We start from the raw sequence: 22,559 nt of genomic DNA, 5'->3' as shown, positions 1-22,559 counted from the left end.
AGAACGGGCGGGTGTTGGGTGCGGGGCATGGTCAGTCTCCCGCAGCGCGGCCCTTGAGGGCGACGATGCCCTTGGGGCGGAACTGGATGAACAGGATGATGAAGAGGATCATGTAGGTTTGCGCTGCCAGCGTATTGCTGGGGTTCATCCACTCGATGCCCTTTTGCAGGATGCCGATCAGCGCGGCCCCGGCGAGGGTGCCCCAGACGTTGCCGACACCGCCGACGACCACGGTCATGAAGCTCTGCACGATGTAGTTGCCGCCCATCTCGGAGGTGACCTGCGCGTAGAGACCGATGGCGATGCCGGCGATCCCGGCGATGCCGGATCCGAGGCCGAAGGTCAGCATGTTGATCTTGTCGGGGTTGATGCCCATCGAGGCGGCCATGCCGGGGTTCTGGGTGACCGCACGGACCTCGAGGCCGATGCGGGTCTTGTTGAGGATGAAGAGGATCAAGCACAGGAAGACCAGCGCCAGCACGAAGATCCCGATGCGGATGTTGGCGATGCCGGCGACGTCGTTGATGATCCATGCCCCGTCGAGCCAATGCGGCGAGGTCAGCGGGCGGGCCTGGGTGCCGAAGACGTTTTTTCGCCAGCTGCTGCAGTGCGATCGAGATGCCGAAGGTGGCGAGCAGGGTCTCGAGCGGGCGGTGGTAGAGCCAGCGGATCACCAGCCGCTCCATCGCCACGCCGGCGGCGAAGGTGATGGCGAAGGCCAGCGGCAGGGCGACGATCAGCGACAGCGTGTAGTCGGGGATGATCTGCTGCACCACGTAGCCGGTATAGGCGCCCATCATGATGAATTCGCCATGCGCCATGTTGATGACGCCCATGACGCCGAAGGTGATGGCAAGGCCGATGGCGGCAAGGAAGTAGATCGAGGCCAGCGACAGGGAGTCGAGGCCGAAATCCACCGCCTGCCACAGGCCGACGCGGGTGCGCACCGAGCCGAGCGCCGCCTTCGCCGCATCGGTGATGGCGGCGTCGGGCTCGAGGTATTCCTCGTAGAAGACGTGGGAGGAGAGGGCGGCCTTGCGGTCCTCTTCGGTGACGCGGGCGGGCACGAGACCCTCGGCGGCGAGGGCGGCATAGGCGCGGGCGCGGCCGGCTTCCGACACGAGTTGGCCGAGCGGCACGCCGCCGACGGCACCGCCCTCGAGGTTGGCGGTGAGCGCGGCCTTGATCTGCTCGCGGCTCTGCACCGGCTGGGCGAGATCGGCGCTGACCAGCCGGGCGTAGGCCTCGGCCTCGGTCAGCTCCTTGCCGGGTTTCAGAACGCGGGCGATATTGGCACCCTCGGGCAGGCTCTCGGCGACGCCGGCGCGGGTGGTGAGGATCTGGTTGAGCACCGCGCGCACGTCGACGCTGAGCTCGGAGGACAGCGCCCCGATGGCGGCAATGCGGGTCTCGGGGGTGGCGCCGAAACTGGCGGTGAGCATGCCGTCGAGGCGCTTCTTGCGGGCCAGAACGCCGGGGTCTTCCTCGGTCTCGATGGAGGCGCGCAGCGGCTCGATCTGGTCGGCGGAGGGGCTGCGGGCGATGGCGTCGAGCGCGGCGATGCGATTGGCGATGTTGGGGTCGGAGAGCTGGAACTGCACCAGCGCGGTGCTGATCACCCGGCGCACGCCGCCGTTGGGGCGGATTTGCTCGATCTCGGCGCTGGGGGCGGTGCCGGCGAGCTGGCCGGTGACGATGTCGCTCAGCGCGTAGTCTCCGCCGTTCTTGCTGGCGAAGAAGAACTGCCCGTCGGTCTTGCGCTGGTAGACCTCGCGGTCGCCCCAGTTCTGCAGGAAGGCAGGCACCGCGGGATCGCCGGAGGAGACCAGCGCCTCGATCAGCGCGTCGACGGTCTGTCGACCGGGCTTGGCGACTTCGGCCTGGTATTGCTGGAGGATCGCCTTGAGTCCCGTCTCCTGCGCGGCGGCGGTGAGCGGCGCGAGGATCAGACAGAGCAGGAGCGCAAGAGACGAAAGAAGCGCGCGCGGCATGGACGGCCCCCGGGAACAGAGTGCGGAATTCGGTAAACAGGCTGGGCGGGCGCGAGGGATCCCCGCGCCCGCCGCCGGTCAGCTCAGGTCAGTAGTTGGACTGAAGCTGCACGCAGGTCTTGGTCTCGGTGTTGTACATGCCGCACTCGAGGTCCTTCCAATCCGACTCCAGCACCGCGGACTCGGGGAGGTAGTCGGTCCAGGCATCGCCCGGCACCGGCTCGGTCGAGGAGATGATGTCGAACTGGCCATCGGCGCGGATCTCGCCGATCAGCACCGGCTTCGAGAGGTGGTGGTTCACGCCCATCACCGCGGTGCCGCCGGTCAGGTTCGGGAACTCCTGGCCCCACATGTGCCCGCGCACGGCGTCGACATCGGTGGTCTCGGCGGCGGTGACCGCGTTCACCCACATGTTGAAGCCGATGTAATGCGCCTCCATCGGGTCGTTGGTCACGCGCTTCTCGTCGCCGATGAAGGCATGCCATTCCTTGATGAACTCGGCATTGGCCTCGCCCTCGGCGGACATGAAGTAGTTCCAGGCGGCGAGGTGGCCGACGAGGTTGGAGGTGTCGAGGCCCGAGAGTTCCTCTTCGCCCACCGAGAAGGCGACCACGGGGATGTCATCGGCCGAGACGCCCTGCGCCGCGAGTTCCTTGTAGAAGCCGATGTTGGCATCGCCGTTGATCGTCGAGATCACGCCGACCTGCTTGCCGTCGGCGCCGAGCGCTTTCACGTCGGACACGATGGTCGACCAGTCGGAGTGGCCGAAGGGGGTGTAGTTGACGAAGATGTCCTCTTCGGCGATGCCCTTCGACTTCAGGTAGGCCTCGAGGATGCGGTTCGTGGTGCGCGGGTAGACGTAGTCTGTGCCGAGCAGGGCGAATTTCTCGACGCCAAGCTCGTCGAGGAAGTAGTCGGTGGCCGGGATCGCCTGCTGGTTCGGGGCGGCGCCGGTGTAGAAGACGTTCTTCGAGCTTTCCTCACCCTCGTATTGCACCGGGTAGAAGTAGAGCGCGTTCAGCTCTTCGATCACCGGCAGCACGGCCTTGCGCGAGGCCGAGGTCCAGGAGCCGAAGATCACGTCGACCTTGTCGTTGGAGATCAGCTCGCGGGCCTTTTCAGCGAAGAGCGGCCAGTCGGAGGCCGGGTCCTTCACCACGGCTTCGAGCTGGCATCCCAGCAGGCCGCCGGCCTTGTTCTGCTTGTCGATCAGCATCAGCATGGTGTCTTTCAGAGTGGTCTCGGAAATCGCCATGGTGCCGGAGAGCGAGTGCAGCACGCCCACCTTGATCGGGCAGTCTGCGGCCTGCGCGGCGCCGGCTGCAACGAGCGCGAGCGCGGCCACGGTGGAAAATTTCATTGCTGTGATCATGTTCAACATCCCTATAGAGCGGGGTCTCGGTTCCGCGCAGAACGGCTCTGATGGCCGGTTATCCGGGCGGGTCCTCCTCCGCTTCGATTATCGTTGCGCCTCAGGCGGCTGCCCTGTCGGGCTTGGGCCGCCACGGCTCCCCGTTGACGCGCCGACAACCGGCGCTCCCTTCGGATAACGGAGCCGTGAGGCGCCGCCACGTGGTTTCAACGGCGGATACCGGTTGCGGAGTGGCGTGATGATTTGGTGGGCGTCCGTCGCGCGAATTGCCCAATATGCGAGCAAAATATATCGGAAACACGGGGCATATCCGGCTAAACTAAGGCGAATGCTCAAGAGATCAGATTCGTGAGGGCGCATTTGCCGAATTTTTGGGCAGTCAATTTGGGGCCGGGATCGTTTTTCTGCGCGGGGGGCTTTTCCTCCGCTTGCGAAACGGAGAACGTGGGCCTCAGAGCAAAGGGATTGTCATGAGCGCCACGAAGCCAGCGATTTTCAATGAGATGTTGAACGGCGAGCAGGTTCGCTCGGCCTATCAGAACCTGGAGAAATGGTATCGGTCGATGCCGGCCGAATTGCGAAGCCTGAAACAGTCCGAGGCCGAGGCGCTGTTCCGGCGGGTCGGGATCACCTTCGCGGTTTACGGCGAGGGCGGCGACCCGGAGCGGCTCATTCCCTTCGACATGTTCCCCCGCGTGATGACTGCCGAGGAGTGGCGCAAGCTCGACCGCGGGGTGCGCCAGCGGGCGGCGGCGCTGAACGCTTTCCTCGCCGACGTCTACGACCGCCGCGAGATCATCCGCGCGGGCAAGATCCCCGAGCACCTGGTGACCAACAACGAGGCCTTCGAGAAGGCCGCCATCGGCTTCCGCCCGCCGCGCGGCGTGTTCAGCCACATCGTCGGCGTCGATCTGGTGCGCACCGGGCCCGACCAGTTCTACGTGCTGGAAGACAATTGCCGCACCCCGTCGGGTGTCAGCTACATGCTGCAGAACCGCGAGATCATGATGCGCATGTTCCCGCAGCTCTTCATGGAAAGCCGCATCCGCCCGGTCGATGGCTACGCCGGACTGCTGAAGAAGACCCTCGCCTCGGTCGCGCCGCAGAAATGCCAGGGCGAGCCGAATATCGTCATCCTCACGCCGGGCCATTTCAATTCGGCCTATTACGAGCACAGCTTCCTTGCCGACCTCATGGGCGTCGAACTGGTCGAGGGGCAGGACCTTTTCGTCGAGGGTGACTTCGTCTGGATGAAGACCACCGAGGGGCCCAAGAAGGTCGACGTCATCTATCGCCGGATCGACGATGCCTTCATCGATCCGCTTTGCTTCCGGCCCGACTCGATGCTGGGTGTGCCGGGGCTGATGAGCGTTTACCGCTCGGGCGGGGTGACCATCTGCTCGGCCCCCGGCGCGGGCGTCGCCGATGACAAGGCGATCTACACCTTCGTTCCCGAGATGATCCGCTTCTACCTCGGCGAGGAGCCGATCCTCGAAAATGTGCCGACCTGGCAATGCGCCAAGCCTGACGACTGCAAGTACGTGCTCGAGAACCTCTCGGAGCTTGTGGTCAAGGAGGTGCACGGCTCGGGCGGCTACGGCATGCTCGTGGGGCCGAAATCCGACAAGTCGACCATCGAGTCCTTTGCCGCGAAGATCCGCAAGAACCCCGACAATTACATCGCCCAGCCAACGCTGGCGCTCTCGGCCTGTCCGACCTTCGTCGAGGAGGGGATCGCGCCGCGCCACGTCGATCTGCGCCCCTACTGCCTCGTCGGAGAAACCATCGAACTGGTGCCGGGTGGGCTGACCCGCGTGGCGCTGACCGAGGGCTCGCTCGTGGTGAACTCGTCGCAGGGCGGCGGGGTCAAGGACACCTGGGTATTGGCGGAGTGATCACATGCTGAGCCGGACTGCAGAACATCTCTACTGGATGGCCCGCTACATCGAGCGCGCCGAAACCACCGCCCGCCTGCTCGAGGTCGGGGCGCGCAACGCGCTCTTGCCCAATGCCACCGGCGGCTATCGCAACGACTGGGAGGCCGTGCTGCTCGCCAAGGGCACGCTCGAGCCCTTCGTCGAGAAATACACCGATATCAACCAGCGCAATATCGAGACCTGGCTGTTCTTCGATTCCGACAACCCCTCGTCGGTCTACTCGTGCCTCTCGGCGGCACGCGAGAACGCCCGGGTGGTGCGCACCGCGCTGACTGCCCCGGTCTGGGACGCGATCAACGGCGCCTTCCAGGAACTGCAGCAGCTGCACCGCACCGAGCGCAGCAAGCTGATGGTCACCGACCTTTGCGAATGGACCCTGCGCGCCTGCCAGTTGATCCGCGGTGCCTTTACCTCGACCCAGCTGCGCAATGACGGTTATGATTTCTCGGGCATCGGCACGACCATCGAGCGTGCCGACAACACCGCCCGGCTGATCGACGTGAAATACTACGTGCTGCTGCCCTCGGTGAACTACGTCGGCTCCGGACTCGACCAGAGCCAATGGGCGCTGCTGTTGCAGTCGATGACCGCGCAACGGGCCTTCAACTGGAGCTACCAGGGCGAGGTCACCGCCGCCAAGATCGCCCACCTGCTGATCCTCAACCACCGCTTCCCGCGCTCGCTGCGGGCCTGCGTGCAATGGTATTGCGAGCATCTCGACAATCTCGCCGAGAGCTACCAGACTGCCACGGCGGCGCAGGAGGTGGCGCACAAGTTGCTCGACGATCTGCGTGCAGCGACCGTCGAGGAGATTTTCGAGGAGGGGCTGCACGAATTCCTCGCGCGCTTCATGTCGCGCAACGCCGAGGTCGCGACCACGGTGCAAGAGGTCTACTTGAGCGGAATGCCGGCATGAGACTTTCGATCCGTCATATCACCCGCTACCGGTTCGACGAGCCGGTGCGCGGCATCGTCCAGTCGCAGAAGCTTTGGCCTGCGAGCTGCGACAACCAGCGCATCCTGTCATGGGAGGTCACCTCGCACGGTGGCCAGACCGGGGCCGAGTTCACCGACGGCGCCGGCGACGTGATCCGCCTCGCCACCTGGCGCGGGCCGCTCACCGAGCTGACCGTCGAGGTGACGGGCGAGGTCGAGACCACCGATCTTTTCGGCGTGCTGCGCGGCCACCGCGAGCGCGTGCCGCCCTCGGCCTACCTGCGCGACACCCGGCAGGTCGAGGCGGATGCCGCGCTGAAGGCGCTGTCCGCTGTAGCGCTCAAGGGCATGGAGGGCGCAAGCGCGCTCGACCGTGCCCATGCGCTCAGCCGCGCCGTATCGGGCGCCATTGCCTACAAACCCGGCGAGACCAAGCCGCACACCACCGCCTCCGAAGCGCTCTCGGGCGGCGTCGGGGTCTGCCAGGACCATGCCCACGCGCTGATCTCCATTGCCCATGTGGCCGAGATGCCGGCGCGCTACGTCACCGGCTACCTTCAGGCAAGCGAGGACGGCTTTCCGCATGAGGCCAGCCACGCCTGGGCCGAGATCTGGGTGCCCGAGCTCGGCTGGGTCGGCTTCGACGCGGCGAACGAATGCTGCCCCGACGAGCGCTACGTGCGGCTCGGCTCGGGCTATGACGCGCTCGACGCGGCGCCGATCCGTGGGCTGGTGCAGGGCGCGGCGCCCGAAGAGCATCTCGAGGTCGAGGTGATGGTCAATGCGGTCCAGTCGGGTCAGCAACAGCAGCAGTGACGCGGCGGGGGAGCGCCCCGGATGCTGCGCCCGAAATTTGGGCAGCGGCTCATGATACCGTAACCCTATCCCTTCGAGCAGGATTGCGGGGGCAGGGGCGCGGCGGTATATCGGTGCGTTGCCATTCGGAAGGACCAGGGGACAGATGACCTATTGCGTGGGATTGCTGCTGGATGCGGGCGTGGTTCTGCTGTCCGACACGCGCACCAATGCCGGGCTCGACAATATCGCGACCTATCGCAAGATGTTCCTCTTCGAGAAGGAAGGCGACCGCGCCATCGGCATCATGACCGCGGGGTCCCTGTCGATCACCCAGACTGTGATCGCGCGGCTGACCGAGGCCAACGAGGACCCCGACTCGCCCCGTTCGATCCTGCGCGCGCCCGGCATGCTGCAGGTTGCCGAGATCGTCGGCGCCACGCTTTCGGACGTGACCTCCGAGGTGTCGTCGAAGATGGAGCGGATGAACCAGAGCGCCACCGCCTCGATGATCGTCGCGGGCCAGCGCAAGGGCGGGCCGATGCGCATGTTCCTCGTCTACCCTGAGGGCAATTTCATCGAGGCGACACCCGACACCCCCTTCCTGCAGATCGGCGAGCACAAATATGGCAAGCCGATCCTCGACCGGGTGATTTCCTCTGCGACCACGCTGGCGGACGCCGAGAAGGCGGTGCTGCTGTCGATGGATTCCACTCTGCGTTCGAATCTCAGCGTCGGCATGCCGCTCGATTTCGCAGTGATCGAGCGCGATGCGCTGGCGGTGACACGCCGGCGACGGATCGAGCCGACCGACGAGGCCTTCCAGAAAATGAGCCACGACTGGTCCGAAGCCTTGCGCAACGCCTTCGTCGAGATCGACCCGATCTGATCAGGCGTCACGCCGCCGTCCTCTGTCAGAACAGGGTGATCTCGGACTGCGGCGGTTTGGGCGGCTGGACCGGCGCCACGGATTCGATTTCGCCGGGCACGATGAACTGCCGCACCCGCCCGTCGGCGGGCCAGAAGCGGATCCGCCGCGCCGAGGTGCCGCCGGTGCTTTCCGAAGCCAGCGGGATCGCCTCGTTCTGCAGGAACTCCTTGGCGAAGGTGACGTTCGAGCCGCCGATGTCGCGCAATTGGCTGAGCATGTTCGCCCCGCCGAAGAGCTTGGCGACCAGACGGTTCTTGCGCGCGCCGGATTTCAGCAGGCCGTTGATCAGAAGTTCCATCGAATAGGCGCCGTAGCGCACGTTCTCGCCCTCCTTTCCGGCGCGCTGCGGAAGCAGGAAATGGTTCATCCCGCCGACGCCGGCTTCGACGTCGGTGAGGCAGACGGCGACGCAGGAGCCGAGCACGGTCGACAGCACCTCGGAGGGGGAAGAGGAGATCCGGTATTCGCCCTGGATCACGTTCACCAGCTTCTCTGCGGCATCGGTCATCTCGCGGGGATCCTTCCATTCAGTCCGGCCGGGGCGGAGGTAGGCGCGGCGCAGGCCCTCAGCAGGGCGGGGCCGATCTGCGGCAGGGGCAGGCTGGTCTCCACCGCGCCGAGGTCGCGCGCCGCGCGGGGCATGCCGTAGACGATGCAGGTCGCCTCGTCCTGGGCGAATGTGGTGGCACCGGCGTCGCGCAGCGCCTTGAGCCCCTGTGCGCCGTCCCGCCCCATGCCGGTGAGCAGCGCTGCGACCGCGCGCGGCGCCCCGGGCAGCGCTGAGGTGAAAAGCGCATCGACCGAAGGCATGTGGCCCGCGATCGGCTCGCCCGCGCGCAGGGCGATTTTCATCGGATTACCTCCCGCGAGGTGAAGATGCGCCCGGTTGCCCGCGGCGATGACCACCTGACCGTGATCGACCCGCACCCCGTCCTGCGCCGGTCGAACCTGCGCCGCGCATTGCCGGTCGAGGAGCCGGGTCAGGCTTTCGCCGAAGCCGCCGCCGGTGTGCTGGACGATGAAAGTCGGCGGACAGTCGGCGGGAAAGCTCGACAGCACGCTCAGCAGTGCATCGACACCGCCGGTGGAGGCGCCGAGCAGGATGAAGCGGTTGCTGCGCAGGCCGCCCGCGGGAGCCTGCGTCGGAGGGGCCGGGACCGGGGGCTGCGGCCCGCGCCGCCGGGTGGTGCGGGTAAGCGAGCGCAGCGTGCCGATCAACTCGTCGGCCGGCACATCCGCATCGACGGCGAAGAGATCCGAGCGCTTGTCCCAGGGGCTTGCCGGATACCCCGGCGCAGAGGCCGCGCGCGACTTGATCACCAGCCAGCGCACGTCGAGCGTGGCGAAAAGCGCACGCATCACTTCGAATTCCGGCAGCATGGCGAGCCGCTCGCTGATCAGCACCGCCATCGGCTCCTGCTCCTCGACCTCGGTGTAGGTGGTCATCAGGTCATGGGTTTCCGACACCAGCATGATGAAGGCGGATGTGCGGAGCTCGGCGGCGAGCCGTCGCCGCAGGCCGAGGTCCGGGTGGGCCAGGATCAGGGATATCTTCGACATCTGTCTTGTCCTTCATGGCCTGTGGCGCCGGGGTCCGTGGCGCTTGGTCGGTGCACCTGAGGGCTGCCCAGATGCTGTCTTCTGCCCCGTCGAGGGCGGCTGGCGGTCAAAACAGCTCGGGCGCATTCGGCTCGAGGCCATCCCCCTGCGCGCCGCCGAGCCTCTGGCGAAGATCGCGCAGCGGGATCACGTTCAGCGCCTCGCGCAGGTCCAGCGCCGCCTCCGTGTCCAGCAGCCGGGCGAGTCGCTCGACGTAGCCGGCAAGCGCGTCGGTGGATTGCGCCAGCATGTCGAGCTCCTGGAAGGCGGTGATCGCCACCGATCCGAGGCGGGAATCCGCGTTGCCTGAATAGATATGCTCCATGCCATGCTCGAGCCGTTCCAGCCGCTGCTGCAGGTGCCTGATTTCTCGCGAGAGCAGCCATGTCGCCTCATTGGCGGTGATCGAAGCGGCGTTTGACGTGGACATGGCCTCAGAGCTTTCCCACAACACTCTCGATGCATTGTTTCATCGCGAGCGAGGTGAAGGGCTTCTTGATCATGTTGTTGAGGCCCAGCTGTTTCGCTTGCGCCACCATGTCGGGGGTGGGCTTGCCGGTGACCAGGATGAAGCCGATCTTCTGGGTCGCGCGGTTCTGTCGCACCGCCTTCAGCAGCGCCAGCCCGTCCATGTTCGGCATGTTGAAATCCGAGAGCACCAGGTGCACCGGGCTTCCGGCCATCCTTGCCAGCGCCTTGCTGCCGTCGTTCTCCGTCAGGTAGTTCTTGATGCCGATCTCGTCGAGTGCCTGGGTGATCAGCCCGCGGCTCGTGGCCATGTCGTCGACGACCATGATGCGCAGCGAATCCTTCAAACTCATTTCATTCTCCTAGGTCGGCTGGGCGGGGCCGGGGATGGCGCGCTTGCGGTAGGTGGTCACGCCGGCGGTGCCGAACCCCGGCAGGGCGGGGCCAGCGAGGCGTTCGGAATGGCCGATAAACAGGAAACCGCCGGCGCGCAGTTTTTCGGCGAACCGTGACCAGAGCCGTTGCTGGGTCTCCTGGTCGAAATAGATCGCGACGTTGCGGCAGAAGATCGCGTCGAAAGGGCCGGCGAAGGGCCAGTCGCAGATCAGGTTGAGTTCGGCGAAGCTGATCAGGGCCTTGAGCTCGGGTCCCATTTCGACCAGCTCCGGCTCGCACGGTGTCGGCCGCAGCCATCGGCTGCGAAACTCGGCGGGCACGGTTTCGCACTCCTCCGCCGGGTAGCGCCCGGCGCGCGCCTTGCGCAGGATCGCCGGATCGATGTCCGTCGCCAGAATGCGCATGTCGCGCGCCCCGGGAGGCAGGGCGTGAAGCAGTGTCATGGCAATCGAGAAGGGTTCCTGGCCCGAGGAGCACCCGGCCGACCAGATGCGAATGCGTTTCTGCGCCGCAAGCTCCGGAATCAGCGCAGTGCGCAGGGTTTCGAAGTGATGCTTCTCGCGGAAGAAACTCGTGACATTGGTGGTGAGGGCAGAGACCAGTTCGAGGCGCTCTGCGGCCTCCTCCGCGCGGTCGAGAAGCGCCATATAGTCGTGAAATGTGGCAAGTCCGCGGGCGCGCAAACGCCGCGCAAGCCGCGAATAGACTAGGGGCTTCTTGCTTGACGCAAGGCTGAGGCCGAACTCACTCCGCGCAAGACGGGCGAGTGCCTCGAAATCCGCGTCGGTGAAGGTGAACTCCCCCGGCAGAGCGTCGGCGCTGGCCAGACTCATGCGGCCGCTCCGCCTTCCTGGTCGGGCACCGCGTCGAGATTGACCACGCGCACCATGGATTCGCCGACCGAGATCACCCCGAGGATGGCTTGGCGCGCGGCGTCGGATTTCATGTCGGGAGTTTCCTGGATCGAGGATTTCGCGACCGAGAGGATCTCGGAAACGGATTCCACCAGGAGTCCGATGGTGGTGCCGCCGGCGGCCGCGACGATCACCACGTTGCGCTCGTTATCCGCCGTCTCGCCGAGGCCGAAGCGCGCGGAGAGGTCGAAGATCGGGATCACCGCGCCGCGCAGGTTCATCACCCCCAGCACATCGTCGGGCGTATGCGGCAGCTTGGTCACCGGCGTCCAGCGGCGGATCTCGCGGATTTGCATGATCTCGAGGCAGAAACTCTGGTTCCCCGCCGAGAAGGTGATGAATTCGAACTGCGTTTCGGTCTGTCCCTCGTCGGCGTCAAGCATGGCGAAGCTCCAGTTTCGGGGGGGGGTTACGGCAGGGAAATAAGGGGCGGCGGGCTGCAGTTTCACCACCTCCTCGGGGTCGAGGATCAGGGCGATCTTGCCGTCGCCGAGGATCGTTGCCGCGGATACGCCGGGAATGGCGGCGTAGTTGCTCTCGAGACTCTTGATCACCACCTGTCGCTGGTCGTGGATCGCCTCGACCCGCAATGCCGTGAGCCCCTGGCTTTCCGTGCTCACCAACAACAGAACGCCGTCTCCCGCCTCCTTTCGCGCGGGGGAGAGGCCGAGGTTGAAGGCGACATCGACGACCGGGACGTAGGCGCCGCGCACGAGGATCACCACGCCCTTGGTGCCGACCGCGTGCAGGTCGCGCTGGCTGGGACGGATCGTTTCGATGATCGACGCGATGGGAATCACCATGGTCTGATCCGCGACCGAGATGACGAAGCCGTCCATCACCGCAAGCGTCAGAGGCAGCACGATGGTGAAGGTGGTGCCGGCGCCGGGGGTGGAGGCGATGGAAACCCGCCCGCCGAGGGCGGAAACCGCGTTCTTGACCACATCCATGCCGACCCCGCGGCCCGATAGATTGGACACCTCGCTCGCCGTGGAGAACCCAGGCAGGAACAGCAGGTTGTCGATCTCGGATTCCGACAGTTCGGCTTCGGGAAGGACCAGTCCTTTCTCGATCGCCTTTTCGAGGATACGCGCCCTGTTCAGCCCGGCGCCGTCGTCGCCGATCTCGATGAAGACGCTGCCGGAGCGGTGCGACGCAGACAGGCGGATGGTGCCGATCGCCTCCTTGCCGGCAGTGGCGCGGATATCGGATTTTTCCAGTCCGTGATCGACCGCGTTGCGCACCATGTGGGTGAGCGGATCGGCCAGGCGTTCGATCACCGTCTTGTCGACTTCGGTCGAGTCGCCGATGGTGACCAGCCGCGCCTTCTTTCCGGTGGCTTCCGCGGCCTCGCGGACGATGCGAGACATGCGCTGGAAGAGCGGCTTGACCGGCTGGGCGCGGATCGCCATGACGCCCTCCTGAATGTCGCGGGCAAGCAGCTTGTAGGCCTCGAGTTCATTGGTGAGATGGGCGACCGCGGGCAGTTCCAGTTCCTCGATCCGCTGCGAGATCATCGCCTGGTTGATGATCAACTCGCCCACCGTGTTGATCAGCCGGTCGACCCGTTCGAGATCGACGCGCAGGGTGGGCCGCGGGCCGCGCGCCTCGCCGCGCTGGGGATCGCCGCGGGCGTCGGCGGGCTCCAGGGCAGAGCTCGGGCTGTCGAGGCCGAGCGGCGGGGGCGGGGGCGCGAGGCCGGGAAGATCGGGGTCCGGGTCGGTGAGCGCGGGCTCCGCCGCGCCGTCGTCCTCGCGGATGTCGAGCTCGCAGAGCGACTCGACGAATTCGAAGATCTCGTGCAGCACGGTCTCGGGTTCCGGGGTCTCGAGTTGGAGCGTCCAGGACAAGACCGCGTCATTGGGGTCGAAGGCGTCGAACTCGGGGAGCGCCGAGAGGTCCGCCAACACCCGCAGTTCGCCAAGTTCGGCGAGTGCGTCGAAAAGCAGGAGCGGCTCGTGCCCGTTGGCATAGAGCGCGGGGCTGGGCTTGAAGCGGATGTGGAAGCGGCGCAGGGAGCCTTCCTCGTCGCCGTCATCGCCCGCGCCGCCGAGGTCCGCCGGGGCCGCATCAAAGTCCAGCGTGAGGGCGTCGAAGCTGAAGCTGTCGTCCTTGTCCGCCTCGCCGAGATAGCCGTCGAGTTCCTTGAGGATGGCGGCCTCGGATTCGGCGTTCGGCTCGCGCTCGTCGCGCGCCGCTTCCACGAGGTCGGCAAGCTGGTCGCCGGAGCGGTGGAAGAGGTGCATCAACTCGGCGTTGACCTTCAGCTCCTGGCTGCGCACCTTGTCCATCACCGTCTCGAAGGTGTGGGCAAAGCTCACCAGCCGGTCGAGGGCGAAGGCTCCGGCGCCGCCCTTGATCGAATGCACGGCGCGGAACACGGCGTTGACCACGTCCATGTCCTCGGGGTCCTGCTCCATCGAGGAGAGCCCCTCGACCAGGGCCTCGAGCAGCTCTTCGCATTCTTCGAAAAACGTATCGCGGATCGAATTTCCCGACATCTCTACACCATGTGTCCTGTGAGCCGGCGCAGCACCGAAACAAGCGATGCGTCGTCGAATGGTTTGACGATCCAGCCGGTGGCCCCGGCGGCACGGGCGCGGGCCTTGAGATCGGCGCCACTTTCGGTGGTCAGCACGATGATCGGCACCGTCGTGCGGTTTGGGCCGCTGCGCAGCGTCTCGATCACGCCGAAACCGTCCATGTTGGGCATGTTGATATCGGTGATCACCACATCCGGCTCGACCTCGGAGAATTGCTCGACCCCCTCGACCCCGTCGCAGGCGGAGTGAAATTCGAAGCCGGCCCCTTCGAGCGAAATGCGCAGGAGGTTGCGGATCGTCCGGGAATCGTCGATCGCGAGGACTTTCGTCGTCATTGCAGTGCCTCCTTGCCATCCGCGAGATCGGATCCGGCATCCGTGCCGGCGGCGTCGAAATGGGTGGGCCGCAGGCCAAGCCGGTCGAGCCCGCCGCGGAAGGTCTCGTTGATTTCGGTCAGGCTGAAAGTGAGCCCCTCCTCCTGCCATTGCTTCTGCGCCACGAGCAGGATCTGCAGCCGGTGGGCATCGAGCCGCAGAACGTCCCGCATGGAGATCGAAACGGGCATGTGCCGCGCCCCGAGCAGGAAGGGCACGAGAGGGTCTTCGCCATTGCGGTTGCGCCCCGGGTCGAGCACATGGCTGTGAAGCTCTGTCATCGCGAAATCTGTCCTTTGCCAGAGGAGAGCGGGGGCAACCCGCGGCCAGCGAGCTGCCGGTCCCCGTGGGAGTGTCGAGCCTTCGTCCCGAGGCCGGCGGAGGGCGCATGACAGGTCACGCGCGGGTCAGATCCGGACCGAACCTCAGACTCGCAGGTCGCCCCCGGGACGGCTTCGAGAACTACAGTCGGGGTCTTAACAAAGCGTTCTGGCTCCCGGCCTTTTTGTGCTGCGTCATGCATTCAGTGAAGAACCCCCGGGCAGCGCTTGCATCCCCTCTGCACAGCGCGCACAAATTCGCAAAAGCGATCTGGCAGGGAGCAGGACAAGATGCGCAACGGTGGTCAATTGGTGGTCGAAAGCCTGATCGCGCTGGGGGCCACGCGGGCCTTCGGCGTTCCGGGAGAGAGCTACCTTGCGGTGCTCGACGCTCTGCACGACACGGCGGGCAAGCTGGATTTTGTGCTCTGCCGGCAGGAGGGCGGCGCGGCCTTCATGGCGGCGGCGCATGGCAAGCTGACCGGCAGCCCGGGGATCTGCATGGTGACCCGCGGGCCGGGCGCGACCAATGCCGCGATCGGCGTGCACACCGCGATGCAGGACAGCGTGCCGATGATCCTTCTTGTCGGGCAGGTGGCCACCGACATGAAGGAGCGCGAGGCTTTCCAGGAGGTCGATTACCGCGCGGTCTTCGGCACCATGGCGAAATGGGCGACCGAGATCGAACACGTCGAGCGCATCCCCGAGATCCTCTCGCGGGCCTGGATCACCGCCACCACCGGCCGTCCCGGCCCGGTGGTCGTGGCGCTGCCCGAGGACGTGCTCATGGCGCAGACCGCGGTGCCGCCGCTGACCGGTCCGGTGAAGGTCTACGCCGCCGAGCCCGCCGCCGACGCCGTGGTCGAGGCGGTCGCCTTGCTGCAGCACGCCGAGCGGCCGCTGATCGTGATCGGCGGGGCCGAGTGGACCGGCCCCGCGCGCGCCGCGCTGCAGAGCTTTGCCGAGGCCTCGGACATCCCGATCATCACCTCCTTCCGCTACCAGGACCAGGTCGACAGCGCCTGCGCCTGCTTCTGCGGCGACGCGGGCGTGGGCATGACGGCAGGGGTGAAGGCCCTGCTGAAGGACGCCGACGTGGTACTGGCGCTGGGGACCCGCTTCGGCGAGAACATGACCGACGGCTACACATTGCTTGAGGTGCCGCAGCCCAAGCAGAAGATCATCCACGTTCACGCCTCGGACCGCGAGATCGGCAAGGTCTACCGGCCCACCCTCGGCGTGCATGCGGACCCGGGACGCTTCGTGCAGGCGCTGCCGGCCAAGGTGACCGGTCATTGGAAGGCCTGGCGTTCCGAGGCGCGGGCGGCTTATCTGGGCTTCATCGACAAGGCCCCGGCGCAGCCCGGGCCGGTCGACATGGTGGCGGTCTGCAAGCACATGCGCGCTGTGCTGGGCAGCGACGTGGTGCTGACCAACGGCGCCGGCAACTTCACCGTCTGGCCCACCCGCTTCTTCCGCTTCCGCCCGGGCATGCGGCTTCTGGCGCCGCAGTCCGGCGCCATGGGCTACGGCGTGCCTGCCGCCATTGCCGCCAAGCTGGCGCGCCCCGGGTCGACGGTGATCTGCTTTGCCGGGGACGGAGATTTCCAGATGAACGGTCAGGAGCTCTCCTCGGCGCGGCAGGCCGGGGCGGCGGTGATCGTCCTGGTGCTCAACAACGGCACCTATGGCACCATCCGCGCCCACCAGGAGCGCGAGTTCCCCGCGCGGGTCAGCGGCACCTCGATCGTCAACCCCGACTTCGCGGCGCTGGGGCGGGCCTACGGGATGCACGGCGAGCATGTCACCCACACCGAGGAGTTCGCTGCCGCCTTCGAGCGGGCGCTGGCGGCGCCGCATGGCGCGGTGCTCGAGCTCGACATCGCCGCCGAGGCGCTGACGCCCTACCGCACGCTGTCGGAGATCCGCGCGGGCGGGCTTGCGGCCAAGTCCTGAGATCGGCGGACCCGGCGGCAGCGCCGGGTCTTCGCCCGTTGCGATCAGGGGCCCGGCGCAGTCCAGCTGGATTCACCCCTTAGTGATAAGCGCTTAGGCGCCGACTCTCACGTCACATGTTGCCGTAATGTTCCGCGCGCGGTAGGAGGCCGGAAAACAACGTACCAAGGCGGCAGCAAATGAAAAAAGAGTACGAAACCATCCTTGGCGCGGTGACCTTCTTGGCGCTGCTCTGCTTGGGCTATGCCTATTTCGCGCTGGGTGTGTCGGCGGCCACCACGCGGGCACTGCCGGTGATCCTGGCGGGCTACGTCGCGGTGCTGGTGCTGGTCTTCAAGGGGTTGGGGCTGTCGCTGACCCGCTCCCGGCGGCAGGAGCTCTCCCGGCACGTGCAGGCCCATGCGCCGGCGCTCTCGCGTAACCTGCGGCTGGCAGTGAAGAAGAACGATTACAACCGGGTGATCGCCGACGAACGGCACGACATCGTGCTCGAGTTCCTCGACAGCATCGAGCTGTCCTTCGACTATCACCGTATCGAGCCAGCGGTGGTTGATTACATCATCGACGAAATTGACCGGATCGAGAGCGAGGCGCGCGAGGGCGGATTCGACGCCGAGGACTATCCGAGCGATCCCACCGAGTTCGAGCACTGGTGCGCCGCGCAGCTGCGCCATTTCGGCTGGGACGCGGATGTCACCAAGCGCGGCTACGACCAGGGCATCGACATCGTCGCGCGCAAGGGCGCTCTCGTGATCGGCCTGCAGGTGAAGCGCTACAACTCGCCGGTCGGCAACAAGGCCATCCAGGAGGCCTTTACCGGCAAGAACTACTACGGGCTGGCCGGGGCCGGGGTGCTGGCCACCGCCGGCTTCACCTCGAGCGCGCAGCGGCTCGCCGCGACCACCGGTGTGCTGCTGCTGAGCCCGCACGACCTGCCGAGCCTCGATCGCGAATTCGGGGTCGAGAGCTTCACCGAAGCCTGGGCCATGTGACCGCGATCGCGCGGCCTGCGCCGAAACTGGCGGGCCGCGCGGGGTTCGCGCTGGCCAAGGTGGGTGGGCGCCGACAGGGTGGTGGCACGATGATGGACACGAATCTCCGACCCGCCCCCAGGGCCTTCGAACTCCGCAGGCAGAGCGACGATCTCGTCTATCGCTTCGAGCGATGCACGGGGCCGTCGGGCCACGCCGGTTTCAAGCGGACGGACGGCGACCACTGGATCATCCGGCACGAGCTGCTTGGCTGGATTGCGGGGGATTGGGGGAGCGACGAGGTCTTCGGTCGGCCATGGGATCTGCTGGCGGTCCAGTCCGGGGAGGTGCCCCCCGAAGGCATCTGGGTCAGCCGCAAGGGGCCGAAGTCCTACGTCTACGAGCTGGTCTATCTTTGATCAGGTAGCGAAGCCGCCTGCTCACTGCGGGCGGAAGTGACGGTAGAAGTTGCGGAAGTAGCCATCGGGCGAGAGCCAGTCCTCCCAGATTTCCCGTGCTCTGCGCTGCTGGTCGACGAACTGCTCGGCGCTGAGCCCAGCGTGGTGATCGGCAAGGATCTGCCCCGCGCGGTGGTGCTCGGACAGCGGAACCCAGACCAGCTCCTTCTGCCAGTCGAGAAGGAAGTCGTAGGGCAGGATGCAGTTCGTGTCGAGAAACAGCGGCGGGCGGCCCGCGGCCATGATCTCGTAAAAGCGCAGCGAATAGTTCCCGATGCCGCGCACGCAGAGGCTGTAGTCGCTGCCGGCGAGATTGGACAGAAAGGTCTCGAGCGCGCTCTGGCGCGCGACGTTCTTCTCGCCGTCGGTGGACTTCTGGTCGGCCCCGGCGAAGAAGTCCCCGTGCAGCACGAAGTTGGTGTCCACGCCGGGGTGATCGAGCAGGGTCTGGATCGCCCGGCCGCGCAGGAACTTGTATTGGAAGTTCTCCTTCAGTGAGGCGGAATAGCCTGCCATGCGCAGCTCGGAGAAATGGGGCAGCGAGGTGCGGGCGAACTGCACGAGGCGGGTCTTGGCGGTGGGTCTCTTCACCTGCCCGCAGAAGCCGATCGAGGGGCGCTCATGTTTCTGGCGCAGCGGCGCGGGGCCGTTGGTGTGATCGGGAATCCAGGCGGGCAGGCCGAATTCGTTCGGCTGGCGGTCCTTCTCGATGGTCGGCGTGAACAGCAGCGCGTTGGGGGCGGGGAACTTGAAGTCATAATCGCGCTCGTGGAAGACGACGATCCGCTTGCCCGCCTCCGCCGCCTTTTGCGCGAAGCGCAGCGCGACCTTGGTCGTGCCGTCCTGAAGGTAGCGGTGCCATGTGCCGGGCAGCACCGCGACGTCGGCATCATCCATTGACTCGGCCAGCTCGAAATAGCCCGGTCCGCTGTGCTTGTACTTGTCGAAGGCATTGGTGTCGGCGGACCAGAATGCGCGCTCCTCCTGCCCGAAGAAGGGCAGCAGCATTGCGCATTGCATGGGGTTTGCAGGCGAAGCGAACGCCGTGTCGGTGTAAATCTTCAAGCGCATTGAAATGGGTCCAATCGTAATCGCGGCGTCAACCGGGGGCGCGTGGGAATGACTTCGCAAAAAAATCTCTTGAGCGCTGGGTCGGCAAAAAAAAGCGCGGCGCTCATAGGAGGTTAGGAAGGCGGGTGTGATTTTGCAAGGGGGACTTGGGAGTCCGAGGGGGCGCAGCGCAGCATAGGCCGGGGTCTGCCAGTTGAATGCGCGACCCTCACAACCAACCGGGGGGGGCGCCGGCCGCGACGCTCCGGGACGGCGCGGTGACGGGCGCCCCGGGGGACAATTCGGCGTGCCGGGCGCGTGACCTCTGGTCATTGGCCGCGCGCTTGCTTTAGAGAGGGGGGAAATTCTGCGGGAGAGGCGCGATGGACGATCTGGTCAATTCCTTCATGACAGGCCCCGACGAAAAGGGCCGCTTCGGCATCTACGGCGGGCGTTTCGTCTCCGAAACGCTCATGCCGCTGATCCTCGAGCTCGAGGAGCAGTACGAGCGCGCCAAGACCGACCAGAGCTTCTGGGACGAGATGGACTGGCTGTGGAAGCACTACGTCGGCCGGCCCTCGCCGCTCTATTACGCCGAGCGCCTCTCCGAGCACCTCGGCGGCGCCAAGGTCTACTTCAAGCGCGACGAGCTGAACCACACCGGCGCCCACAAGATCAACAACGTGCTGGGCCAGATCATCCTTGCCCGCCGCATGGGCAAGACCCGGATCATCGCCGAGACCGGTGCCGGTCAGCACGGCGTGGCGACGGCAACGGTCTGCGCAAAGTTCGGCCTGAAGTGCGTCGTCTACATGGGCGCGCATGACGTCGAGCGCCAGCAGCCCAACGTCTTCCGGATGCGCCTGCTGGGCGCCGAGGTGATCCCCGTGACCTCCGGTCGCGGCACGCTGAAAGACGCGATGAACGACGCGCTGCGGGACTGGGTGACCAACGTGCGCGATACCTTCTACTGCATCGGCACAGTCGCCGGTCCGCACCCCTACCCGGCGATGGTCCGCGATTTCCAATCGATCATCGGCAAGGAGACCAAGGAGCAGATCCTCGAGCAGGAAGGCCGTCTGCCCGACACGATCATCGCCGCCATCGGCGGGGGCTCGAACGCCATGGGCCTGTTCTACCCGTTCCTCGACGACAAGGACGTCAAGATCATCGGCGTCGAGGCCGGCGGCAAGGGCGTCAACGAGAAGATGGAGCATTGCGCCTCGCTCACCGGCGGACGCCCCGGCGTGCTGCACGGCAACCGAACCTACCTGCTGCAGGACGACGACGGGCAGATCCTCGAAGGCTTCTCGATCTCGGCGGGTCTCGACTACCCGGGCATCGGGCCGGAACACGCCTGGCTGCATGACACCGGCCGCGCCGAGTACGTGGCGATCACCGACAAGGAGGCGCTCGAGGCGTTCCAGCTGTCGTGCTCGACCGAGGGCATCATCCCGGCGCTCGAGCCGTCGCACGCGCTGGCCCACGTGATGAAGATCGCGCCCGATCTGCCCAAGGACCACATCATTGTCATGAACATGTGCGGCCGCGGCGACAAGGACATCTTCGCCGTCGCCAAGCACCTCGGCGTCGATATCAGCTGAGGGCTGCAAGCCATTGAAGGATCCGGGCGATGCGTCGCCCGGGTCTTCTAGTCCTCGCCGCGCCCGGTACCTTCGCGATTGCCCGCGTAATGGTGGGCCAGCGGGAAGTCCGGCAGCCAGGGCTCGCGCCTGACCGTCCAGTTCTCGTAACTCGGAAGCAGCTGCCCCGGTGCATCCAGCGCGCCGAGATGCAGTTCCACCTCGTCTCCGTCGATTGCAAAGACCGATGAGCCGCAGAGCGGGCAGAAATGCCGCCCCCTATAGCTGCGGGTCTCGCCGGTCACGGTGACCGCCGCCTCCGGGAACATCGCGGCAGCGTAGAACAGCGCGCCGTGGTGCTTGCGGCAGTCGAGGCAATGGCAAAGGCCGGTGCGATATGGTTGTCCCTCGGCCTTGATGCGGACCGCGCCGCAGAGGCATCCGCCTTCGTAGGTGTCCATTGTGCCTCTCCTCCGGTCAGGCCTTGCACGGAAGGTATCGCCCAAGGCGCGCCCGGCAAGACCTGCGCTCAGCGCGCCCGGTGCATCGGCTGGAACACTGGGCCGTCTGGCGTCTGCGCGTGGTAGGCGGTGATGCCGAAGCCCTGCGCCAGCAACTCGTCGGTCAGCACCTCCTCAGGGGGGCCATCCGCCAGCAGCCGCCCCTCGGCCAGCATCACCAGCCGGGTGCAATGCCGCGCCGCCAGCCCGATATCGTGCAGCGAGAGCAGCACGCCGTGACCCTCGGCAGCAAGGGCGCCGAACACCTCCATGGTGGCGATCTGATGCGCCGGGTCGAGCCCCGCCGTGGGCTCGTCAGCCATCAAGAGCGGCGTCTCCTGCGCCAGCGCACGGGCCAGAAGCGCGCGCGCCTGCTCGCCGCCCGAGAGGTTGGTGGAGCGCCGCTTGCGCAGCTCCTCCAGCCCCATCTTGGCGATCGCCGCCTCGACCGGGCCGCGCGCATGATCGCCATGCGGCAGGCGTCCAAGCGCGACGAGGTCCTCGACCTTTACCGGCCAGGCGATCTCGCGTGCCTGGGGCATCCAGGCGACCGCCTTCGCCCGTTGCTGCGGGGTCAGAACCGCCAGAGAACTGTGCCCGGCCGAAGGGATCAACCCCAGCGCGGCGCGCATCAGGCTGGTCTTGCCGGCGCCGTTGGGGCCGATGAGGCCGACCACCTCGTGCGGACCGATTTCCAGAGAAATGCCGAAAAAGACCTGTCGTCCGCGCAGGGTTACGGAAAGGTCTTCAAGTGCCAGAAGGGTCATGCCCGCTCCCCCCGGCTGCGCCAGACGAGGTGCAGGAAAAAGGGCGCGCCGACCAGTGCGGTCAGCACCCCGAGCTTCAGGTCGCGGTCCGGGGCGACCACCCGTACGGCGATATCCGCCGCCAACAGCATCGCGGCCCCGCCCGCCGCCGAGACCCAAAGCAGCGGCCCGGGGCGGCCGCCCACGGAGCCGCGCAGCAGGTGCGGCACGACCAGCCCGACGAAGCCGATCGCCCCGGCGACCGCCGTGCCCGCGCCGACGACGCAGGCGGTGCCCAGCACCACCCGCAGCCGCAGCCGTCCGAGGTCGATCCCCATAGACGAGGCCGCGTCCTCGCCCAACGTCAGCGCGTCGAGCCCGCGCCCGACGCCTGCCAGCAGCAGAACGCCAAGAGCCATGAAGGGCAGGGCCAGCCAGACGTGCAGCATCGAGCGGTCGGCGAGCGAGCCCATCATCCAGAAGACGATCTCGCTGGCGGCAAAGGGGTTGGGCGAAAGGTTCAGCACCAGCTGCGTCAGCGCACCCGCGACGGCTGAGAGTGCGACCCCGGCAAGGATCAGCGTCAGCGTCTCGGCGCGCGGCCCGGCGAGCACGACGAGGATCACCACCGCCACCACCGCCCCGGCCAGCGCGCTCAGCGGCAGCGCCAGGGCAAAGGCCGCCGACAGCCCGGTCTGGATCGCCAGCACCGCCCCCAG

At 66.5% G+C, this 22,559-nt stretch carries 21 protein-coding genes and 2 pseudogenes; 8 read left to right on the top strand and 15 right to left on the bottom strand.

Features of this window, described 5'->3' with window-relative positions:
* Positions 1–31: 31 nt before the first annotated feature.
* Together urtB and urtA are read right to left on the bottom strand one after the other, a co-directional pair.
* A pseudogene (gene urtB / locus CLG85_RS09190) lies at positions 32–1,991 on the bottom strand (urea ABC transporter permease subunit UrtB).
* Between the two features lie 88 nt (positions 1,992–2,079).
* On the bottom strand, positions 2,080–3,363 hold the full coding sequence (gene urtA, locus CLG85_RS09185) for an urea ABC transporter substrate-binding protein (protein ID WP_095882321.1): 1,284 nt from the start codon (positions 3,361–3,363) through the stop codon (positions 2,080–2,082).
* Positions 3,364–3,833: 470 nt separating this feature from the next.
* On the opposite strand from urtA, the gene CLG85_RS09180 reads away from it, so the two are divergent.
* The 4 genes from CLG85_RS09180 (at position 3,834) to CLG85_RS09165 (ending at position 7,920) form a co-directional block, all read left to right on the top strand.
* Complete coding sequence (locus CLG85_RS09180) at positions 3,834–5,258, top strand: circularly permuted type 2 ATP-grasp protein (protein WP_095882322.1); 1,425 nt, start codon at positions 3,834–3,836, stop codon at positions 5,256–5,258.
* Positions 5,259–5,262: 4 nt separating this feature from the next.
* The gene (locus tag CLG85_RS09175) at positions 5,263–6,216 is read left to right on the top strand and encodes an alpha-E domain-containing protein (protein ID WP_095882323.1); all 954 of its coding nucleotides are present in this window, start codon (positions 5,263–5,265) and stop codon (positions 6,214–6,216) included.
* The gene (locus CLG85_RS09170; RefSeq protein ID WP_095882324.1) at positions 6,213–7,052 is read left to right on the top strand and encodes a transglutaminase family protein; all 840 of its coding nucleotides are present in this window, start codon (positions 6,213–6,215) and stop codon (positions 7,050–7,052) included. The genes CLG85_RS09175 and CLG85_RS09170 overlap by 4 nt, the downstream gene beginning before the upstream one ends.
* Positions 7,053–7,197: 145 nt before the next feature.
* The gene (locus tag CLG85_RS09165) at positions 7,198–7,920 is read left to right on the top strand and encodes a proteasome-type protease (protein ID WP_095882325.1); all 723 of its coding nucleotides are present in this window, start codon (positions 7,198–7,200) and stop codon (positions 7,918–7,920) included.
* Positions 7,921–7,945: 25 nt separating this feature from the next.
* Here CLG85_RS09165 and CLG85_RS09160 read toward each other — a convergent pair whose 3' ends face one another.
* The 9 genes and pseudogenes from CLG85_RS09160 to CLG85_RS09125 form a co-directional block, all read right to left on the bottom strand.
* The gene (locus CLG85_RS09160; protein ID WP_095882326.1) at positions 7,946–8,470 is read right to left on the bottom strand and encodes a chemotaxis protein CheD; all 525 of its coding nucleotides are present in this window, start codon (positions 8,468–8,470) and stop codon (positions 7,946–7,948) included.
* Positions 8,467–9,522, bottom strand: a complete 1,056-nt coding sequence (locus tag CLG85_RS09155; protein ID WP_260348752.1) for a CheB methylesterase domain-containing protein — start codon at positions 9,520–9,522, stop codon at positions 8,467–8,469. The genes CLG85_RS09160 and CLG85_RS09155 overlap by 4 nt, the downstream gene beginning before the upstream one ends.
* 106 nt (positions 9,523–9,628) lie before the next feature.
* A complete protein-coding gene (locus CLG85_RS09150; RefSeq protein WP_224845736.1) occupies positions 9,629–9,991 on the bottom strand; it encodes a DUF8776 family protein in 363 nt (120 codons plus the stop codon).
* 4 nt (positions 9,992–9,995) lie between these two features.
* Positions 9,996–10,382 (bottom strand): response regulator, encoded by a 387-nt coding sequence (locus CLG85_RS09145; RefSeq protein ID WP_095882971.1) that lies wholly within the window; start codon positions 10,380–10,382, stop codon positions 9,996–9,998.
* Between the two features lie 9 nt (positions 10,383–10,391).
* Positions 10,392–11,258: a CheR family methyltransferase gene (locus tag CLG85_RS09140; RefSeq protein ID WP_095882970.1), complete on the bottom strand. Its 867-nt coding sequence runs from the start codon at positions 11,256–11,258 to the stop codon at positions 10,392–10,394.
* Entirely contained in the window at positions 11,255–11,722 is a 468-nt protein-coding gene (locus tag CLG85_RS27380) for a chemotaxis protein CheW (RefSeq protein WP_095882969.1), read from the bottom strand. Before CLG85_RS27380 ends, CLG85_RS09140 begins: the two co-directional genes overlap by 4 nt.
* Positions 11,715–13,840, bottom strand: a pseudogene (locus CLG85_RS09135) (chemotaxis protein CheA). The gene CLG85_RS27380 and the pseudogene CLG85_RS09135 overlap by 8 nt, the downstream one beginning before the upstream one ends.
* Positions 13,841–13,842: 2 nt before the next feature.
* Entirely contained in the window at positions 13,843–14,217 is a 375-nt protein-coding gene (locus CLG85_RS09130) for a response regulator (RefSeq protein WP_095882021.1), read from the bottom strand.
* Positions 14,214–14,537, bottom strand: coding sequence for a hypothetical protein (locus CLG85_RS09125; protein ID WP_095882020.1), 324 nt, complete (start codon positions 14,535–14,537; stop codon positions 14,214–14,216). The genes CLG85_RS09130 and CLG85_RS09125 overlap by 4 nt, the downstream gene beginning before the upstream one ends.
* Before the next feature lie 330 nt (positions 14,538–14,867).
* On the opposite strand from CLG85_RS09125, the gene CLG85_RS09120 reads away from it, so the two are divergent.
* The 3 genes from CLG85_RS09120 (at position 14,868) to CLG85_RS09110 (ending at position 17,922) form a co-directional block, all read left to right on the top strand.
* Positions 14,868–16,532: a thiamine pyrophosphate-dependent enzyme gene (locus tag CLG85_RS09120; RefSeq protein WP_260348749.1), complete on the top strand. Its 1,665-nt coding sequence runs from the start codon at positions 14,868–14,870 to the stop codon at positions 16,530–16,532.
* A gap of 179 nt (positions 16,533–16,711) precedes the next feature.
* Positions 16,712–17,524 (top strand): restriction endonuclease, encoded by an 813-nt coding sequence (locus CLG85_RS09115; protein ID WP_095881362.1) that lies wholly within the window; start codon positions 16,712–16,714, stop codon positions 17,522–17,524.
* 89 nt (positions 17,525–17,613) lie between these two features.
* Positions 17,614–17,922 carry a hypothetical protein gene (locus CLG85_RS09110; RefSeq protein WP_217989717.1) on the top strand — a complete coding sequence of 103 codons (309 nt, stop codon included), beginning with the start codon at positions 17,614–17,616 and terminating at the stop codon, positions 17,920–17,922.
* A gap of 21 nt (positions 17,923–17,943) precedes the next feature.
* Here the strand turns inward: CLG85_RS09110 and CLG85_RS09105 are convergent, their stop codons facing one another.
* A complete protein-coding gene (locus CLG85_RS09105; protein ID WP_260348746.1) occupies positions 17,944–18,981 on the bottom strand; it encodes a hypothetical protein in 1,038 nt (345 codons plus the stop codon).
* 413 nt (positions 18,982–19,394) lie between these two features.
* Here CLG85_RS09105 and trpB point away from each other — a divergent pair, with 413 nt between their 5' ends.
* Positions 19,395–20,615, top strand: coding sequence for a tryptophan synthase subunit beta (trpB, locus tag CLG85_RS09100; protein ID WP_095881360.1), 1,221 nt, complete (start codon positions 19,395–19,397; stop codon positions 20,613–20,615).
* Positions 20,616–20,662: 47 nt separating this feature from the next.
* Here the strand turns inward: trpB and CLG85_RS09095 are convergent, their stop codons facing one another.
* The 3 genes from CLG85_RS09095 to CLG85_RS09085 form a co-directional block, all read right to left on the bottom strand.
* Complete coding sequence (locus tag CLG85_RS09095) at positions 20,663–21,055, bottom strand: GFA family protein (RefSeq protein WP_095881359.1); 393 nt, start codon at positions 21,053–21,055, stop codon at positions 20,663–20,665.
* Between the two features lie 68 nt (positions 21,056–21,123).
* Complete coding sequence (locus CLG85_RS09090; protein WP_260348745.1) at positions 21,124–21,861, bottom strand: ABC transporter ATP-binding protein; 738 nt, start codon at positions 21,859–21,861, stop codon at positions 21,124–21,126.
* Positions 21,858–22,559 (bottom strand): FecCD family ABC transporter permease (locus tag CLG85_RS09085; RefSeq protein ID WP_260348744.1); only part of this gene is annotated, 702 nt, incomplete at its 5' end. The genes CLG85_RS09085 and CLG85_RS09090, both read right to left, overlap by 4 nt.

Source organism: Alloyangia mangrovi (assembly GCF_002300555.2).
Taxonomy (GTDB): Bacteria; Pseudomonadota; Alphaproteobacteria; order Rhodobacterales; family Rhodobacteraceae; genus Salipiger; species Salipiger mangrovi.
This window is presented reverse-complemented; position numbering and strand designations above follow the sequence as displayed.

Coding starts and splice junctions, on each gene's coding strand:
- CLG85_RS09125 (WP_095882020.1), bottom strand. CDS start 14,537: ATGACAGAGCTTCACAGCCATGTGCTCGACCCGGGGCGCAACCGCAAT.
- urtA (WP_095882321.1), bottom strand. CDS start 3,363: ATGATCACAGCAATGAAATTTTCCACCGTGGCCGCGCTCGCGCTCGTT.
- CLG85_RS09150 (WP_224845736.1), bottom strand. CDS start 9,991: ATGTCCACGTCAAACGCCGCTTCGATCACCGCCAATGAGGCGACATGG.
- CLG85_RS09105 (WP_260348746.1), bottom strand. CDS start 18,981: ATGCAATGCGCAATGCTGCTGCCCTTCTTCGGGCAGGAGGAGCGCGCA.
- CLG85_RS09095 (WP_095881359.1), bottom strand. CDS start 21,055: ATGGACACCTACGAAGGCGGATGCCTCTGCGGCGCGGTCCGCATCAAG.
- CLG85_RS09140 (WP_095882970.1), bottom strand. CDS start 11,258: ATGAGTCTGGCCAGCGCCGACGCTCTGCCGGGGGAGTTCACCTTCACC.
- CLG85_RS09175 (WP_095882323.1), top strand. CDS start 5,263: ATGCTGAGCCGGACTGCAGAACATCTCTACTGGATGGCCCGCTACATC.
- CLG85_RS09180 (WP_095882322.1), top strand. CDS start 3,834: ATGAGCGCCACGAAGCCAGCGATTTTCAATGAGATGTTGAACGGCGAG.
- CLG85_RS09110 (WP_217989717.1), top strand. CDS start 17,614: ATGATGGACACGAATCTCCGACCCGCCCCCAGGGCCTTCGAACTCCGC.
- CLG85_RS09170 (WP_095882324.1), top strand. CDS start 6,213: ATGAGACTTTCGATCCGTCATATCACCCGCTACCGGTTCGACGAGCCG.
- CLG85_RS09115 (WP_095881362.1), top strand. CDS start 16,712: ATGAAAAAAGAGTACGAAACCATCCTTGGCGCGGTGACCTTCTTGGCG.
- CLG85_RS09160 (WP_095882326.1), bottom strand. CDS start 8,470: ATGACCGATGCCGCAGAGAAGCTGGTGAACGTGATCCAGGGCGAATAC.
- trpB (WP_095881360.1), top strand. CDS start 19,395: ATGGACGATCTGGTCAATTCCTTCATGACAGGCCCCGACGAAAAGGGC.
- CLG85_RS09090 (WP_260348745.1), bottom strand. CDS start 21,861: ATGACCCTTCTGGCACTTGAAGACCTTTCCGTAACCCTGCGCGGACGA.
- CLG85_RS09155 (WP_260348752.1), bottom strand. CDS start 9,522: ATGTCGAAGATATCCCTGATCCTGGCCCACCCGGACCTCGGCCTGCGG.
- CLG85_RS09145 (WP_095882971.1), bottom strand. CDS start 10,382: ATGAGTTTGAAGGATTCGCTGCGCATCATGGTCGTCGACGACATGGCC.
- CLG85_RS27380 (WP_095882969.1), bottom strand. CDS start 11,722: ATGCTTGACGCCGACGAGGGACAGACCGAAACGCAGTTCGAATTCATC.
- CLG85_RS09165 (WP_095882325.1), top strand. CDS start 7,198: ATGACCTATTGCGTGGGATTGCTGCTGGATGCGGGCGTGGTTCTGCTG.
- CLG85_RS09120 (WP_260348749.1), top strand. CDS start 14,868: ATGCGCAACGGTGGTCAATTGGTGGTCGAAAGCCTGATCGCGCTGGGG.
- CLG85_RS09130 (WP_095882021.1), bottom strand. CDS start 14,217: ATGACGACGAAAGTCCTCGCGATCGACGATTCCCGGACGATCCGCAAC.